Raw genomic sequence first — 17,844 nt, 5'->3', positions numbered from 1 at the left:
TCCATGCCCAACAACAGCCGTGAAGGAACCGCGCAGGTGACACACACCGTCGTCGTAAGCGATCCGCTTCCAGCGAAACGGGTGAACGAACCCATTACCTTCACCCTCGAGGGAGAGTTCCATGAGCCGCTCTGGACGGCGCGGACCCGGGAAGGCCGGGACGTCCTGTGTCAGAAACTGGCGCAGGCAGAGGCCCCCGGCAGAACGTCCTTCGTGACAGTACTGACGTTCGAAGGGGAGACAGAACTGACGCTCATGGGCCCGGCGACAGAGGCGGACGGGATCACGGAGTTGCCGCCCGTGGAGCAGGATGCCTTCATCCGCCTGGACACCGGGTACTTCGACCTCGAGATGTGCGTCGGTACGGCGCAGGGGGAGGGTTCCTCGAAGTGGGGGCTGCGTCATTTCCGTTCAATCGATGAAGGAATCGACCTGCTGCCTTCGGGCAATAACGCCATTGGTGGTTTCTACGGCCCGTTCTTCACCCCCGAGAACGGGCTCATCAACCCGCCGGAACACGCCACGGTGGAGATCGAGGTGGTTGAGCGCGGCCCCGTACTGCACCACTACAGGATGCACGGCACTATTCCGGATGGCCTGCTTCCAGAGTTGAAAGACAAGTCCTTCGTCATCGATTGGTGGTTCACCTACGGCACGCCATACTTCAGCCGGCGCTACCGCGTGGACGATTTCCAGACGGTGATTAATGGGCGGGCAGTCACGAACAAAATCACTGTGGGCGACGAATTTGAGGGCGGACAGGGGGAGTTGGTCTTCGACCGGTTCGCGGCCTATGGAGGCACCCGCTACCGTGAAGGCGATCCCTATGCGGAGGAACTGGCGAACATGGTCCAGGAAAGCCTTCAGGCTCCTCCCTCCAGCAATGAAAAGTTCGAGGCGTTCCGAAGTCAGTTGACCGACGGCATTGCAGGAGCGCATTGGGATCTGTACTGGCGCCTTTTCTGCATCTGGGAGGGAGCACTTGACGAGCCGATGCTCCGCGAACGGCTCGAGCGGGTGCGAACTGCCGCCCATATCCGGGCCGACTTGCCCGACCGGGCATGGACCATCGATGAGGCGCCCATCGATGTCTCAGCCGTGCCGGACGAGACCATTTTCCCCGGCCCGGCGAATAAGACGGCGGAGTTCCATTCGTCCACCGGGCGCGCAATGATCTGGTGGACCGGTGTACCCTCGGGCGCCTTCCAAATTGTCCAACGCCTTCAATCGGGGTGGGTTAACTGGGGCAGCAATGGCGAGAACGAGTGCCCGGAGCTTCCGGTCGGCACGCCGATCAAGACCGCCTACGGCCAGTTCGCGGATCACTGGGAGCAGGTAGCAGAACAGCTTGAGTATCCGCCCGTCGTTTCGAAGAGGTCCTCATCGTAGGGTGCATCCTCCCGGCGTGTCCGGAGAGGGTTCACTCGGGCACAAAACCGAGGGCCATACCGACAAATTGTGCCTCGAAGATTTGGCGACCGCCCTCCAGCAGTGGCAATGCCTGCTGGAGGACCGGCATATGGGACGCGCCCGAAGTGGCCTTGGGCTCATGAGGTCTGCTTCTGAATTCACTGCAGGAATCGTCGTTATGGCATGGCGTCGGAGCTGTCGTTTACTTCTCTTTGAACGACGGCCTTGCCGGAAGTGATTTCGTCAAGTTGAGGTTCTGCCTGTGCTTGTTCAACGGTGTCGGGGGTGAATCTTGGGAAGGCGGGTGGTCGTCGTTTCCGGCATGATGGCCAATGAGTGCGTCGGGTGCTTCCATGCGGCCGAGTATGACGCCGCCAACAGGCCTGTCTCGGTTGAAGGTGCGGTAGCTTGTAGGTCAGGCACAATGCTTCCTCGCGTCATGTGCGAAAATTTCGCATAATGTGCGAATCGGCTGGATAGGTCCCTACAACGGCGCGGATCCGACTCGCGTCTCACGCCTCCGGACCGGCAACCGCCACCCCAATTCCAACGGTCCTTTGAAAAGATGCCGCGACCCAAAACTGCCGGAAAGCCGGGCGGGAGCAGGCAAAACTGGGCTTCCCGTATCAAAATCCGTCGAATTCGCGCCCGATGCGATTCGCCGGACTTAAATGGGCCTATGCGCCGTTATCGGCGTTTCTGCCGTCGAGGCTGCCTGCCGCCCGTCGGAGTGGTCTGTGAGAGTTTCAGCGACGCCGGCGGCTTCCGCCAGATGAAGCCTGGCGCTGCCGTTCGGGAACGGAGCGCCAGGCTTCTAGCGGTATTCGTTTACTTTCGAATGTTGACCCGTCGCTAAGGAGTTCCGGATGTACGGGCATCCGTCAATCGTGGGGCGGTCTCCTTTGTCTTGATTAGGACGACAAAGGTGATGAGTGCGGCTGCCATGATGTAGAACCCCGGTGAAGCGGTGACGCCTGTCTGGGCGATCAATAGTGTGACGAGGAAGGGGGCGGTGCCACCAAACATGGACACGGACAGATTGTAGCCAAGGGAGAATCCGCCGTACCGGACCGCTGTCGTGAATAGTTCGTTCATCGTTGCCAGGACGGGCCCTAGGAATATGCCCAGGATGATGCCGAGTCCGATGTGCGCTGCCATGGCAAGTCCAGGATCTCCTTGCTCCATCAGCAAGAACAGCGGATAGGACAGGATCATTGCCGAGACGCATGAAGTTGCGAGGATCCGTTTGCGGCCGATTCGGTCCGAGAGTGCGCCCATGAGGGGAATCGTCAAGCAGACAACAGCCATTGTCACGACGGAGGAAGTTGAGGCCAGGAGCGAGGTGTGACCGAGGGTCGTGGTGAGATGGCTGGGAACGAAAGTGAGAACTACGTACAGGGCTGCGTTCTGGAACAGGGCAAAGGCTCCGACGATGAGAACGGCCCTCCAGTGCTTGGTGACGGTCTCCTTCAACGGGTTTTTGGAGACTCCTCCGGCGGCTCGCAAAGCGGTGAATTCGGGAGTTTCCTCCAGCTTGGAACGGATGAACAGGCCGACGAGTCCCAGCGGAGCGGCGAGAAGGAACGGGATACGCCAGCCCCATGCCAGCACCTGGTCCTGGCTGAGCATCAGATTGAGGATCAGGACCGTGAGTGAGCCCAGGAGAAATCCGAGGATGCACCCCATTTCCACAAGACTGACGAGGAAGCCTCGGCGTGCGGGGGGAGCATATTCCGCGACGAAGGCGGAGGCGCCGCCCATCTCGCCACCGGCCGAGAAGCCCTGGAGCAGGCGCAGAGTTACGAGCAGCACGGGTGCTAGAACACCGATGGCTGCTTGCCCGGGCAGGACGCCAATGCCGAACGTTGCGGCGGAAACCAGCAGGATTACGGCGGCCAAAGTCTTTTGCCGCCCGACGCGGTCACCAAGGAAGCCGAAGAAGATCCCTCCGAGAGGGCGGACGATAAAGGCGGCTGCGAAAACGGCGAAAGAGCTGAGAAGGGCGGTGGTCGGATCGTCGGCTCCGAAGAATACCTGGCCGATAACCACGGCCAGGTATCCGTATACGGCCACATCAAACCACTCAACGATGCTTCCGACAGTGGCTCCAAGCGTGGCGCGGCGTACCAATGCCGGCGACGGTGGAGCCTTGTCGGCACTAACGGATGTAGAGCTCATGGGATCTCCCAACGATTCCTCGCCAGCGGGACCTCCGCGTGGCGCTAATCACAGAACCTTAGAAGAATCGTCTGATGATCACAAGGCCTAAGTGGACGCATTTTTCAAACAATCTTCGATATGCGGCGCTAAATCGTCCGACTCTTGGAGGCGGGGTAGCGGGCGAGAAGGGCCTCCTCCGAGTCCTGCAGATAAGATTCCAGGGCCAAGGCTCCGCCTTCAAGGTCTCCCGAGCGCACCAGTTCTGCGATCTGGACGTTGCGCTCCAGAAAGGGCGCGTGGAAGGACGAGGGGTCGCTCATATACGCGTAGGACAGGCGAAACTCGGCTAAAACCTGCCTTGCAAGCGCAGTGAGGCGCGGGCTGCCGGCGAGAGCGGCCAGCGCCTCATGGAAGCCGATGCTGGCGGCCGCCACCATGTGCCAGTCCGCTTGTTCGGCGGCTTGCTGCCCCTTCGATACGGCGTGCGTCAAATCCCTTAGTGTCTGGGGCGGAAGGAGGGTGACCTGGCGCAGTGCTCCGCATTCCAGGACTCTGCGCACAGCGTAAAGATCTGAGATGTCGGAGCGGGAAAGCTCCCGCACGAAGAAGCCGCGGCTGAGACGGTGGACCATGAGGCGTTCTCGAATAAGCAGTTGGAAGCCCTCACGTAAGGTGCTTCGGGACACGCCCAGTTCCGCTCGCACCCGCTCCTCCGGGAGGCGCTCCCCGGGCAGCAGTGATCCCTCGATAATTTGTGTGCGTATGGCCACGGCGACGCGGCTGGCGGCGCTGGTTGTTGCCTCCGGGGTCGCTGAAGCTTCTGCTGGTGCGCTCATGGGAGTCCTCACTCTTTTCACTCTTTGGTCCTCACTGTACTGAGAGGATCGCCCGCTTGGTCGGCGGCAAATCCTTAAGGCAAAAATCGTCCGACGAAATCTTTGCAAATCGTCCGACGATCTGTAGGATCTTTCTTATCAATCAGTGGCCGGAGTCACAGGCCCTGCGTCATTTCGAATTGGAGGTCAATCCAATGGCTGCATCCGGCAACCTGCGCGTCGGCATAGACATCGGCGGAACGTTCACGGACCTGTCCATCTTGGATTCGGATGGAATTGTCGGTGTGGGCAAGACCCTAACGACGCATGGAGCGCCGGCAGCCGCGGTAGCCAGCGTCTTGGCGGACACGCTGAAAGCCCACGGTTTGAAGGGTTCGGACGTCCAGGGCGTCGTCCATGGCACCACGTTGGTGACCAATGCCCTGATCGAACGCCGTGGGGCGAAGACGGCTCTCATGACCACGGACGGGTTCCGGGATGTCATCGAGATGGGAAGGGAACATCGCTACGAGCTCTACGACCTGAACCTGGAACTCCCGCAGCCCTTGGTGCCGCGTCACCTGCGGATCGGCATCCGCGAAAGGGTGTTAAGCGACGGTTCCGTCGATACGCCCCTCGACGTGCAACAGGTGCAGGAAGTTGCTCTTGAACTTGTGGAGGCCGGGGTCGAAGCCGTCGCTGTATGTTTCCTTCACAGCCACATCAATGAACAGCACGAGGCCAAGGCCAGGGAAGCCATCCGTGCTGTCGCCCCCGGGCTGCGGATCGCGCTCTCCAGCGAGATCAACCCCGAGATCCGGGAGTACGAGCGCTTCAGCACCACGCTGGCCAATGTATACGTCCAAGGCGTGGTGGAGGACTACCTCGAGGACTTGCGCCAAAGGATGAAAGATATCGGTGTGCAGAATGATCCCTTGATCATGCTCTCGAACGGTGGGGTAACCGCGATCGACGTAGCGCGCAGCTACCCCATCCGCATGCTCGAGTCCGGCCCGGCCGGCGGGGCGCTGGGTGCCGTTTCTTTCGGCAAGACGGCCGGACAGCCAAACCTCATGGCCTTCGATATGGGCGGGACGACCGCCAAGCTCTGCATTATTGAGAAAAACCGTCCGCTCGTGACCCATACATTCGAGGTCAACCGCGTATACAGGCTGCGGGCCGGCTCCGGTCTGCCCGTCCGTGCCCCCGTCATCGACATGATCGAGATCGGCGCCGGTGGCGGGTCGGTCGCCCGAATCAATTCCCTTGGCCTCATTACCATCGGCCCGGACTCCGCAGGTTCCGAACCGGGACCCGTTAGCTACGGCCGCGGCGGAAAGCAGTGCACTGTCACGGATGCCGACGTGGTGCTGGGCTACCTCGATCCCAAGTCGTTCCTGGGCGGTGCCATGCCGCTTGATGCCGATGCTGCCGCTGCCGCGATCGATGCCCAGATAGCCCGGCCCTTGGGAATCGACATCGCCGAAGCGGCGTGGGGCATCCATGCCACGGTGAACGAAAACATGGCCAATGCAGCACGAGTCCACGCCATGGAACGCGGCGAAGACCCGGCCCGCCTGCCCCTCTTCGTGTCCGGGGGAAACGGGCCCCTACACGGCCCCGGGGTCGCTCAGGCGCTCGGCTCACCGCAACTCCTTGCGCCGCCCGCCGCAGGAGTGTTAAGCACTCTCGGATTCCTTTCCGCGGCGACCTCGATCGATGTCGTACGCTCCTCGCACGCGGCCTTGGCGGATGTCGGGGACGACAGCATCTGTGCGTTGTTCGAAAAGCTGGAGGACGAAGGAGGGCAACTGCTCAAGGAATCCGGGGTGCCGGAAGCCGATATGCATCATGAACGCAGCGTTGAAATGCGTTTTATCGGCCAGGGTAACGAAATCGAAGTCCCCGTGCCGGCTCCAAGCCCGTCCTGGAAGCAGGAAGCCCTGGCCTCCTTCGCGCTGGAATACGAACGCAAGTTCGGTGACGTGGCGCCGCAGGGCGTCGGCGTCGAAATCCTTACCTGGCGGGTCCGTTCAAGCGGTCCCGAGCCGGACGCCAAACTCCGTTTCCGGGATGCCCCGGATGCGGCGGACGCCCTCAAGGGTCACCGGATGGCGTACTTCCCCCAGGAAAGCGGATACGTCCAGACCCCGGTCTATGACCGCCACCGTCTTGCTCCCGGCCACTCGTTGGCGGGTCCGGCACTCATCGAAGAAAGAGAATCAACTCTCGTCATCCCGCCCGCCAGCCGTTGCACGGTTGCGCAGGACCGCAGCATATCCATCGACTTCAATCAGGGGAGCGCATCATGATGCAGCAACAACAATCGTCCGTGGTCGCCCTTGAGGGTACGGATCCCGTCCTGGTGGGGTTGGTATCGAACCGCCTCCATTCGATGCTGGACGAACAGCAGGCAGCATTGGTCAACACTGCATTCAGCCCGGTGGTTCGCGAATCATACGACCTGGCGTGCGCGGTTTTCGACTCCCGAGGCTCAATGATCGGGCAGTCCTCCGGCGGCACACCGGGCCACATCAATGCCCTCGCCACCGGAATGCGGCACATCGCCTCGCGATACCCGGCCCAGTCCATGGCCGAAGGCGATGTCTTGATTACCAACGACCCGTGGATGACTGCAGGCCAGATCAACGACATCACCGTGGCCACCCCGGTGTTTCGGAACCATGTGCTGGTCGCGTGGTTCGCCAGTTGCTGCCACTCGCCCGACATTGGAGGCCGTATCCTCTCGGCGGCCGCCACGGAGGTCTATGAGGAGGGCCTGCGCATACCCATCCTGAAGCTGCGTACTGCCGAGGGACCGAACGAGGTCCTGGAGGAGATCATCCGGGTCAACGTCCGGACCCCGGATGAGACCCTGGGTGACATCTACGCCCAGGTTGCCGCCAACCAGGTCGGGGCACGCAGCCTGCTCAGGCTGATGGACGAGTACCAACTCGACAGCATCGATGATGTGGCAGCAGAAATCATGGACCGGTCCGAGGCCGCCCTGCGCAACGCGATCGAACAGCTGACCGACGGAACGTACACGGCAGCGATGGAGTGCGACGGTTTCGGCGGCCAGCCCCTGACCCTTCAGGTCACCGTCACCGTCCGGGGCAACGGCATCACGGTCGACTACGCGGGGTCCTCCCCCCAATCCCCGTTCGGCGTCAACGTGGTCCTGAACTACACGCGCGCATACACTTCCTTCGCGATCAAGGCCGCTCTTGCGCCTGAAGTGCCGCACAATGCTGGGTCCTTCCGGCCGGTGCACATCACCGCCCCGGAAGGCTCGGTTCTGAACTGTCTCGATCCGGCGCCAGTGGCTTCCCGGCATTTGGTGGGGCATTTCCTTCCCAGCCTGGTGTTCGAAGCATTGCGACCTGCGCTGCCCGAGGGCCTGCCTGCCGCCAGCGCTGACGCGCTCTGGATGTCAGTATGGCGGGGCAATGGAACCACGAAGGACGAATCGTTCACCCTCACGGTGTTCGGCGCCGGCGGCAGCGGTGGCCGCCCCACGAAGGACGGCCTCACGACCACAGGATTCCCCACTGGTGTCCGCGCGGCCCCAACTGAGGTGCTCGAGACCCTTACCCCGCTGGTCCAGACCCAACGTGAACTGCTGCCGGATTCCGGCGGCCCCGGAAAGTTCCGCGGCGGACTGGGGCAGCAGCTTCAAGTCCGCCGGCGAGGCGGGCAGGCCTGGACGGTCAATGCCAACATTGACAGGGTGGACCACCCCGCCGCGGGTGCCCTCGGCGGTATGCCCGGCAGCGCCGGGAGCTTCACCGACATCCAAACAGGCGAAGACCTGCCGCGCAAGTCACTGCTCAGGCTCGCCCCCGACACGCATGTGAGGTTCCGGTTCCCCGGTGGCGGAGGCTACCAGGACCCCTTCGAGCGGGACATCGAGGATGTATTCAACGATGTGGTCAACGGCTACATATCACTGGAAGCAGCACGTGGCATGTACGGCGTCGCCATCGAGTACCTGGGGCGCCCTGATGCGACGGTGCGGCTCCCGGAGTCCTTCCGAATCGATAGGAATGCGACCCGGACGCTCAGAGGCGAGCGTCAGTAGATACTCCGCGCTCCGCTGGGCGACGCCGAGGTCCTCGCCTGCATGCAGGTGTCGGTCCAACGGCCTTTCGAGTCCAGTCCACCCTGACTGTCGACGTTGAAGCCCACGCTGTACAGGGATGCGCACGGCATCCAACTACTGCACAATCCCCGAAAGGAATAGTCCATTGAGTTTCAAGAGTCAGTGGGAAATGCGAGCCGCGTTCGCCCAAAGCCTGTCGACGATGTACGGCACCGAAGTGCCGGCCTACAACACGCTGGTGGAAGTCTCCACCGAGGTGAACCAGGAACACCTGCGCCGTCACGGGGCCGATGCCGAGCGGTTGGGCAGCATCGGGCGCGTCACTGCCGAGCGCCACGGGGCCATCCGCGTCGGCTCCGACCGCGAGATGTCGCAGGTGGCCCGGGTCTTCGCGGCCTTCGGCATGCACCCGGTCGGTTTCTACGACCTGCGCGACGCCGCGTCCTCCGCGGTGCCGGTGGTCTCCACAGCCTTCCGCCCCATCGACGCCGACCAGCTGGCAAAGAATCCGTTCCGCGTGTTCACCTCGATGCTCGCCGTCGAGGACCAGCGCTTCTTCGACGGGGCACTCCAGCGTGAGCTCGCCGACTTCTTCGCGCACCGCGAGCTCTTTGTCCCCGAGCTGCTGGAACTGGCCGACCGGGCCGCAGCCGGCGGCGGACTGCCGGAGACGGAAGCGGACCGGCTGCTGGAGCTCGCCACCGGCGCGTTCGAGCTGTCCGCCGAACCGGTGGACCACGACTGGTACCGCCGGCTCGAGGCGATCTCCGCGGTGGCCTCCGACATCGGCGGCGTCGCATCCACGCACATCAACCACCTCACCCCGCGGGTGCTGGACATCGACGCGCTCTACTCCGGCATGGAGGACCGCGGCATCACGATGATCGACGAGATCCAGGGTCCCCCGCGCTGGGACGGCCCGGACGTGCTGCTGCGCCAGACATCCTTTAAGGCCCTCGGAGAGAAGCGGTTGTTCCGCCACGCCGACGGATCGGTCCAGCCCGGGGAGCTGCGGGTGCGCTTCGGCGAGGTCGAGGCCCGGGGGATCGCGCTCACCCCAGCCGGACGCGACGTATACGACCGTATGGTTGCCGAGGTCGACTCCCGGCTCGCCACGGACCCTGACCTGGTGCGACAGGACGTCGCCAAGGGCGTGTGGGAGGAGCACCTGCCGCGCACCGAGGCCGAGCTGGCTGCCCGCGGCCTGGCTTACTTCACCTTCGCCCCCCGCCCGGAGGCTCTACCCGAAGCCCCGTCCGGACCTATCACCCTTGCGGAGCTGATCGCCTCCGGCGCCGCGGTGCCGGAGCCGGTCGTCTACGAGGACTTCCTGCCGCGCTCGGCGGCCGGGATCTTCCAGTCCAACCTCACCGACGAGGGTTCGAAGAACGACGCGGAACAGGCGGCCGCGTACGACATCGACCGGATGAGCCGGATCGTCGGCCGCGAGGTGCTCGACCCCAACGGGCTCTATCAGGCCCAGCAGGACGCCTCCGTCGTGGAGCTGGCAAAGGCCCTCCAAATCGAGATCGCCCCGGCATCATCAGCAGCAATCCACACCCGCTAGATATGTGCAGATAGAAGGAGAACCAGCATGGCAAACGTGTTTGACCTGATGGACGAGTGGGGACCGGAAAAAATCGTGGCGGTCAGCGACGCGAAGACGGGGATGAAGGGTGTTTTGGTTATCGACAACACCGCCCGCGGCATCGGTAAGGGCGGCACCCGGATGCAGCCCACCGTCTCCGTGGACGAGATCGCCAGGCTGGCCCGCGTCATGACCTGGAAGTGGGCCGGTGTGGACCTCTTCTACGGCGGCGCCAAGGCCGGTATTCAGGCCGACCCCGCCTCGCCGTACAAGGAGGAGATCCTGCGGGCCTTCGTCCGCCGACTGCGCAACGAGGTCCCCGAGGAGTACGTGTTCGGCCTCGACATGGGCCTGACCGAGAACGACGCCGCCATCATCAACGACGAGCTCGGCACCCGCGGTGCAGCGGTCGGCACACCTTACGAGCTCGGCGGGATCCCCTACGACCAGCTCGGCATCACCGGGTACGGAGTGGCCGAGGTTGTCGACCAGGCCGCCGCGGCGACCAGGCTCCCCGGACGGCGGGTGGCCCTGCAGGGCTTCGGGGCCGTCGGCCACGCTGCCGCCGAGCGGCTGCACACCCTGGGCTACCAGGTGGTCTCGGTGTCCACCGCCGCAGGGGCACTGCACGACCCTAACGGGCTGGACATCCCTTCGCTGCTGGAACTGCGCCGCGACCACGGCGACGCGTTCGTCAGTGCCCTGCCGGAGCTGAAGATCGAGGCCGGAACCGAGTTGTTCGTCGACGCCGACATCGTAGTGCCCGCCGCGCTGCAGGATGTCATCGACGATACCAACGCCGGCGACATCAGAGGCCGGCTGCTGGTCGAGGGCGCGAACCTGCCCACCAGCCCCGAAGCCCAGGCCGTGCTGCGCGACGCAGGCGTCACCGTGGTCCCGGACTTCGTCGCCAACGCCGGGGGCGTGGTGTCCGCCGCGTTCGCGATGGACGCCCGCCACTCAGCCTTCCGCCCGGAAACCGGGCAGATCTTCGAGACCGTCTCCAGCAAGCTGCGTGCCAACACGGTGCAGGTGCTGGAGGAAACCGAACGCAGGGGCGGCACCAGCCACGAAGCCGCGCGCGGCCTGGCGCAGGAGCGGGTGAAGCGCGCCATGCAGCTGCGCGGCAAGCCGCTGCCCGTGAACGCCTGACCCCGACCGCGAGCCCTGCCAAAAAGGAACCGAGACAGTGACATACGACGTAGAGGTCAAGCCCATGGGCGGCGACCAGCCGGGGGTGAACGGCAACATCGATTTGCCCGCCGTGCAGATGGATTTCGACGCCGTCGTCCGCGAATTGGCCGAAGCGTTGGACTGCGAGGTCGATGCCAGCCCGGTGCGGCTAGCCCAATACACCACCGATGCCTCGAACTACCGCGTCCCGCCCCGGGTCGTGGCCATGCCGCGCACGGAGGCTGATGTGGTCGCCGCAGTGCGGATCGCCGCGCAGCACGGGCTGCCCGTCACAGTACGCGGGGGAGGCACTTCCTGTGCCGGCAACGCCGTCGGCCCCGGCCTGGTGCTTGACGTCAGCCGGCACCTGAACCGGATCATCTCGATCGATCCCGAGGCGCGGACCGCCGTCGTCCAGCCCGGTGTGGTCCTGTCTGACCTGCAGGCAGCCGCGGCCGCCCACGGGCTGCGCTTCGGGCCGGACCCGTCCACCGCTACCCGCTGCACGCTCGGTGGCATGATCGGCAACAACGCGTGCGGACCCCACGGGCTCGCCTACGGCAGGACGGCGGACAACGTGCGCCGGCTGCGCTGGCTCACCGGGACCGGCCAGATGCTGGAACTCGGTGCCGGGCACGAGGCAGTCGACGCCGTCCCAGGGCTGGAGAAATTCGTGCTGGCTAACCTGGAGACCATCCGCACGGAGTTCGGCCGGTTCGGACGGCAAATCTCCGGGTACAGCCTGGAGCACCTGCTGCCGGAGAACGGGCGCAACCTCGCCGCAGCCCTCGCCGGGACCGAGGGCACCTGCGGCATCATCCTCGAGGCCGAGCTGGATCTGGTCCCGCGTTCCGCCGCCCCGGCCCTCGCCGTGCTCGGCTACCCGGACATGGCTACCGCCGCCGACGCCGTGCCCGCCCTGCTGCCACACAAGCCGCTGGCCCTCGAGGGCCTGGACTCCGCACTCGTCGAAGCGGTGCGCCGCTCCCCGGCCGGCGGATCCATGCCCACGCTGCCCGCCGGAGAAGGATGGCTCATGGTCGAGATCGCCGGCGCCACCAACGCCGAGGCCGTTGCCGCCGCCCAAGCAATGGTGGCGGACGCGGGCACACTCGACGCCGTCGTGCTGCCCTCCGGTCCGGAGGCCACCCGGCTGTGGCAGATCCGCGCCGACGGCGCCGGGCTGGCCGGACGCACTGCCACCGGCGCCCAGGCGTGGCCGGGCTGGGAAGACTCCGCCGTCCCGCCCGAGCACCTCGGCGGCTACCTGCGTGACCTCACCGCCCTCATGGACGAACGCGGACTCTCCGGCCTGGCCTACGGGCACTTCGGCGACGGGTGCGTGCACCTGCGCATCGACTTCCCGCTGGGGCACGACGGGGCCGCGATGCGCAGTTTCCTCAAGGCGGCCGCGGAACTCGTGGCCCGCTACGGCGGCTCGCTCTCCGGCGAGCACGGCGACGGGCGGGCCCGAGGCGAGCTGCTGCCCACCATGTACTCGCCGCAGGCCATCGCCGCGTTCGCCGGGTTCAAGGCGCTCTTCGACCCGCACAACCTGCTCAACCCCGGCGTCGTCGTGGACCCGCAACCAATGGACACCTCGCTGCGCCGGCCGCAGGCGGTCCAGCTGTTGGCCAGCGACGGCTTCGCATTCGCGCACGACGCCGGCAACATCACCGATTCGCTGCACCGCTGCGTAGGCGTGGGCAAATGCCGGGCAGACCTCCACGAGCAAGGCGGCTTCATGTGCCCCTCCTTCCAAGCCACCCGGGACGAGGAACATTCCACCCGCGGCCGGGCACGAGTGCTGCAGGAGATGCTCAACGGCGGCATCGTCACACTCGGCTGGTCCTCACCGGAAGTCCACGACGCCCTGGACCTGTGCCTGAGCTGCAAGGCCTGCGCCAACGACTGCCCCACAGGCATCGACATGGCCATGTTCAAGTCCGAAGCCCTGCACCAGACCTACAAAGGCAAGCTCCGGCCCCTGGCGCACTATACCTTCGGCCGCCTGCCGCAATGGCTGCGGCTGGTCGGACCGTTCGGCCCGCTGGCCAACACGATCACCAAGATCACCCCGCTGCGCCGGCTGATGATGCGGCTTGCCGGTGCAGACCCGCGCCGGGGTCTGCCCGTGTTCCCGGCCAAACCGTTCCGGTCACTGGGAGCGGCACCGGTCGCGGCAAGAGCCGCCGGTGTTGCGGAGCAGCCACAGACCGCGGCAGGGGAGTCTTCTCTCCATGCGATTGAACGGCCGGCAGGACATCCGGTGCTGCTGTGGGTGGATTCATTCTCCGACGCAATGGGCCCCGAGGTGGCCCTCGCGGCGGTCAAAGTGCTCCGCGCCGCGGGCTGCGACGTCCAACTCGCCGGGCCGGGCGCGTGCTGCGGACTGACCCTGATCACCACGGGCCAGCTCACAGCCGCGAAAGCAAAGCTGACCAAGACACTGGACGTCCTTTACCCGCAAGTAGCTGCGGGCCGGACCGTCATTGGGCTCGAACCCTCCTGCACAGCCGTGCTGCGCTCGGACCTGCTCGAACTGCTGCCGGATGACCCCCGATCCTCGGAGGTGTCCCAGGCGACAAAGACCGTGGCGGAGTTCCTACGCTCCATCGACTGGACACCCCCAGTCGCCGCGGAAAACCTGCTCGTCCAGCCGCACTGCCACCAACACTCAATCATGGGCTACCAGCAGGACCTGGCCCTGCTCGAGGACATGGGGTGCGATGTCGAGGTCTCAAACGGCTGCTGCGGCCTCGCCGGGAACTTCGGAATGGAGAAGGGCCACTACGAGATCTCGGCGAAGATCGCCCAGGACGGCATCCTGGGCAAGGCCACCGCGAACCCGGACCGGATGATCATGGCCGACGGCTTCAGCTGCCGCACGCAGCTCGCCGACCTCGCCGGCCTCGACTCCCGCCACCTGGTCCAAGTCATCGCCGACGCTTTGGAAGTCAGCATGGACGCATGAACGTCGAAGTCAGGACGTTGAATCAGCGATCGAGAATCCGTGACCGCTTCGTGCGTTCCGTAACCACTCCTCCGGACAGTTGTATGCAGCTTTCGCGCAACAGCTGAGTGCCTCGTGCTTGGGGAGCGGCCAAGTAGGCGCAATTACAAAGGGACAACGCGAATCTTCGCCTCCTGGGACCATGCGGCGAGCCGACCCCAGGGTGCCCTTCCAGTCCCGGAAAAACGCGCTTTCAACCTAATGGAGGATTCCATGCATGAGGCAGAGAACGACCGCCGGTACGGTTTGGCAGCGGCCGTAACTACCTATGCCATCTGGGGATTCTTCCCCGTGTACTTTGTCCTCCTCCTCGGCGGGGTGGATCCCCTGGAGATCCTGGTCCACAGAGTGCTCTGGGGGTCGGTGGTGTTGGTGGGCGTAATCACCGCTGCCCGCCAATGGGGCTCCATCAAAGAGGTGATCAGGAACTCCCGAGCCCGCAACGGACTCGCGCTGGCCTCTCTTCTCATGGGCGTGGTGTGGTTCTTTTATGGGTACGGTGCCCTGACCGGCCGCGCTGTCGACGTCGCACTGGGATACTTCGTTTGTCCTCTGGTCACGATGGTGCTGGCGGTGGCCGTTGAAGGAGAAAAGCTGCGCCCAGCCCAGTGGGTCTCCGCCGTAATAGGTGCTTTCGCCATCGTCATTGTGACAGTCGGGTACGGCAGCTTTCCGTGGATCTCGTGCATCATCGCGGTTGCTTTTGCTCTTTACAGCCTTGCAAAGAGCCGTGTCAGTCGTGGCGTGAAAGCTACGGCGGGGCTGACCGTCGAGTCGATATTCCTTGTCCCTGCCGCCGGAGCGATCATGGCATGGCTGTACGCCACTGATCGCGCTGCGTTTGCTGTTGAAGGCCTCGGCTCCACCGAGCTGTGGCTGGTGCTCTCGGGACCGCTAACAGCGTTTCCACTGCTGCTCTTCGCCATAGCTGCCGCTCGTTTGCCGCTGTCCTTGGTAGGCAACCTCCAGTACCTCAACCCCGCACTCCAGTTCGTAGCCGGAGTTCTAGTGCTCCAGGAAGAGATGCCGCTGACGCGGTTGCTCGGATTTGGGCTCGTCTGGCTGGCCCTTGCAGTCCTAGTGATTGACGCGTCACAAGCACGAACCCGAAGGGTCCGGCAGTTCGTCCGATGAACCGCTGGGACAGCGGGGACGAAGTCAGACCACCGAAGTGGCCGTGATTCCCTGCAGTGGCTGCGATGGCTGGGAAGCCCCAGCAGGCAATACGAGAGCAGGGGCTCCAGACGTATGCGCCGTTATCGGGGTTGGAGTCGAACTACTGCTATTGATTGGGAGAGGAATGCCGGCCCGATTGTGCCTTATCTGCGATTTGCCGTGATCAGAAGGAGCCCAGTGTAGGCCATATTGCGGTACAGGCGTTCTACTGCCTGTTCCCTGATCGGCGGAATGTGAACACTTATGTAAGTCAGGGACCACTGCGTATGCGGATGAACCCAGATGGACAACGTGTTGGTCCGGATCTTGATGTCATGATTGCGGCGCAGCATCGGGACCAGGAACGGCATGGACGCGCCAGGAGCTTGCCAGCGGTGGCGCGGAGCACTGCCCAGCATTTGATCAGCGACGGCAGCAGGTCCGGCCCGTAGACCGGTGTCCTGTCGGGTCTGGGCCTGACGATTCTCCAGGACCGGGCTTCTCTCAGGGCCGTCCGGGCGTAGTCGCGGTGCCAACCGGTCAACTCGACCTGCTCGTCCAAGGATCCGAGTCTTCCCAGTACGATCGGCGTTCTTTTTTCTTTGTCACAGCTTGTCGCTGGGCCGTCGTTAGCTCCATAGAAACGGGCATAGCTTGCATCCGCTGCCCAAACTGAACCGCGCCGCTAGGCAGAGGCGCTCAAACGAGGCGAACGTATCCGGCTACGCGGAGGTTTTCTATGAGTCAACGCGGACAGAGCAAATCTTCGCGAACTGGACGCGGTTCTGACCCAGGCCGGAACCTCACTGGTCCGACTGGTGCATCTGACCATCCATCTGACGGATATTTCGGACCGCGAAGCCTTCAACCAAGTCTATGAACGCGCTGTCCCGCGGCCTTTTCCCTCGCGATGTGCCGTCGAGGTGTCCGCCCTCGCGATCGAAGGAATGAAAGTCGAAGTGACAGCCGTCGGAGCGGCCCCGGCGCGATGAAGTTCCGATCGGCAGCTTCCTCTGGAAGGCGCCGGATACGGGCCATTGGCGTAGCCCGTCCGATGTTCACCACCTCCTGCTGAGTGCGCCGCTTCGGTGTCTGCGCTAAAGCAGGGGTATTTGCTCGCCACTAGCAGCCAGGGAATTTGGACTGCCAAACGATATAGGTCCAGATCAGAAGCACGTTTTAGGTACCAGAGCGAAGCTCACAAATATCTTCCGTAATGAAATCCACAACCATTGACCACTGCCAAAATCTCAGGCTAGTCTGATGCAAGTTCCAGATAAATGTGATTTGCGTCTCGTTTTTTGGAACTAAGACCCGCTTAGTCAATGAAGACAGGCAAGGAGACTCATGCAAACGGATTGCGATATAGCTGTCATTGGCCTCGGTGCTATCGGCAGCATGGCGCTATGGAGACTCGCGGAAAAAGGCGTTGCCGTTCTCGGCTTCGAACAATTTGGCATAGGTCATGACCGTGGCGCAGTAGGGGGCGAGACGAGGCTCTTTCGCCGAGCCCAGACTGCGGACCCGAGGTTCACGCCCTTGATAGACATTGCGTACAAGAACTGGCTCGAGTTGAACGAGCACTCGGACATTGAGTTGTTAAAAATCTGCGGTGGCCTGACCGTAGGTCAGGCCGACGATCAGCGCATTCTTGCCACACTTGAAGCCGCACGAATGAGTGATCTAGATGTCGAAGTCCTAGGGCCGCGACAAATGAGGGAGCGCTTTCCGGAGCACCACCTGACGCCTGACGAGATCGGTGTCTATGACCCCACGCAGGGGTATATGCGGTGCGAACAAGCGGTTATTGCCGCGGTCCGCCAGGCACGGGCACTGGGTGCAGAAGCCCACGCCTATACTCCGGTCCGGATTTCCGATGTATCGGCTGATTCAGTCACTCTTTCAAGTGATACCAGGGAGTGGACGGCCAAGAAGGTTGTAATTGCAGCAGGTGGCTGGAGCGGTCACTTACTGCCGTCTTCTGTGAAAAAGCGCTGCTCACCAAAACGCATAATGCTTTCTTGGTTTGCCCCGAGGAGGGGACACGACTTCAGCGTCGAACAGTTTCCCGTATTTCACAGGATGACCGACGGCGGGGCCATTTATGGCGCTCCGTCGCTTGATGGGGGTGCATCCGTGAAGGTGGCCCGAGGCGCCGCTCCCACCGAGATCGAGGATGTGAACCATTTTGAGCGTGGTCATTCCCGTGAAGAAATCGAGTTCATGGAGGCGCGAGTTGCCAAGCACCTTCCAGGACTGGAAAGTTCACCAATTCGGGTTGGTTCATGGGTTGATTTCTATCCCGAGGACTGGACACCGCTGATGGGGCCGGTGGTTACGTCCCGCTGAGTGGTGGAGTTTCTCGACACCGTGCAGGTCAGTTCTCTGATTATGCTGCAGCGAGTTCGGGAAGCAAAATCGCCTCCTC

10 protein-coding genes and 1 pseudogene are annotated in these 17,844 nt (G+C 63.5%); 9 read left to right on the top strand and 2 right to left on the bottom strand.

All coding sequences use genetic code 11. The features are described 5' to 3' along the window. Nucleotides 1–36: 36 nt before the first annotated feature. Nucleotides 37–1,389, top strand: coding sequence for a hypothetical protein (locus B0G38_RS00050; RefSeq protein WP_264667536.1), 1,353 nt, complete (start codon nucleotides 37–39; stop codon nucleotides 1,387–1,389). 873 nt (nucleotides 1,390–2,262) lie between these two features. Here the strand turns inward: B0G38_RS00050 and B0G38_RS00045 are convergent. Both B0G38_RS00045 and B0G38_RS00040 read right to left on the bottom strand, forming a co-directional pair. Beyond that, complete coding sequence (locus tag B0G38_RS00045; protein ID WP_264667535.1) at nucleotides 2,263–3,588, bottom strand: MFS transporter; 1,326 nt, start codon at nucleotides 3,586–3,588, stop codon at nucleotides 2,263–2,265. Nucleotides 3,589–3,716: 128 nt separating this feature from the next. Further along, nucleotides 3,717–4,406 (bottom strand): GntR family transcriptional regulator, encoded by a 690-nt coding sequence (locus B0G38_RS00040; protein ID WP_264667534.1) that lies wholly within the window; start codon nucleotides 4,404–4,406, stop codon nucleotides 3,717–3,719. A gap of 194 nt (nucleotides 4,407–4,600) precedes the next feature. On the opposite strand from B0G38_RS00040, the gene B0G38_RS00035 reads away from it, so the two are divergent. The 8 genes and pseudogenes from B0G38_RS00035 to B0G38_RS00005 all read left to right on the top strand — a co-directional run bounded on the left by B0G38_RS00035 (nucleotide 4,601) and on the right by B0G38_RS00005 (nucleotide 17,765). After that, the gene (locus B0G38_RS00035) at nucleotides 4,601–6,697 is read left to right on the top strand and encodes a hydantoinase/oxoprolinase family protein (protein ID WP_264667533.1); all 2,097 of its coding nucleotides are present in this window, start codon (nucleotides 4,601–4,603) and stop codon (nucleotides 6,695–6,697) included. Beyond that, complete coding sequence (locus tag B0G38_RS00030; protein ID WP_264667532.1) at nucleotides 6,694–8,466, top strand: hydantoinase B/oxoprolinase family protein; 1,773 nt, start codon at nucleotides 6,694–6,696, stop codon at nucleotides 8,464–8,466. The genes B0G38_RS00035 and B0G38_RS00030 overlap by 4 nt, the downstream gene beginning before the upstream one ends. Before the next feature lie 166 nt (nucleotides 8,467–8,632). Continuing rightward, entirely contained in the window at nucleotides 8,633–10,054 is a 1,422-nt protein-coding gene (hglS, locus tag B0G38_RS00025) for a 2-oxoadipate dioxygenase/decarboxylase (protein ID WP_264667531.1), read from the top strand. A 27-nt stretch (nucleotides 10,055–10,081) separates the two neighbouring features. Further along, nucleotides 10,082–11,227 carry a Glu/Leu/Phe/Val family dehydrogenase gene (locus B0G38_RS00020; protein WP_264667530.1) on the top strand — a complete coding sequence of 382 codons (1,146 nt, stop codon included), beginning with the start codon at nucleotides 10,082–10,084 and terminating at the stop codon, nucleotides 11,225–11,227. 37 nt (nucleotides 11,228–11,264) lie between these two features. Beyond that, nucleotides 11,265–14,222: an FAD-binding and (Fe-S)-binding domain-containing protein gene (locus tag B0G38_RS00015; RefSeq protein WP_264667529.1), complete on the top strand. Its 2,958-nt coding sequence runs from the start codon at nucleotides 11,265–11,267 to the stop codon at nucleotides 14,220–14,222. Between the two features lie 252 nt (nucleotides 14,223–14,474). Further along, nucleotides 14,475–15,395: an EamA family transporter RarD gene (rarD, locus tag B0G38_RS00010; RefSeq protein WP_264667528.1), complete on the top strand. Its 921-nt coding sequence runs from the start codon at nucleotides 14,475–14,477 to the stop codon at nucleotides 15,393–15,395. A 791-nt stretch (nucleotides 15,396–16,186) separates the two neighbouring features. Continuing rightward, nucleotides 16,187–16,408: pseudogene (locus tag B0G38_RS23265) on the top strand (RidA family protein); the annotation flags it as partial. Between the two features lie 355 nt (nucleotides 16,409–16,763). Continuing rightward, nucleotides 16,764–17,765: an FAD-dependent oxidoreductase gene (locus B0G38_RS00005; protein WP_264667527.1), complete on the top strand. Its 1,002-nt coding sequence runs from the start codon at nucleotides 16,764–16,766 to the stop codon at nucleotides 17,763–17,765. Nucleotides 17,766–17,844: the final 79 nt, after the last annotated feature.

This window comes from Crystallibacter permensis (assembly GCF_025960875.1).
Taxonomy (GTDB): Bacteria; Actinomycetota; Actinomycetes; order Actinomycetales; family Micrococcaceae; genus Crystallibacter; species Crystallibacter permensis.
This window is presented reverse-complemented; position numbering and strand designations above follow the sequence as displayed.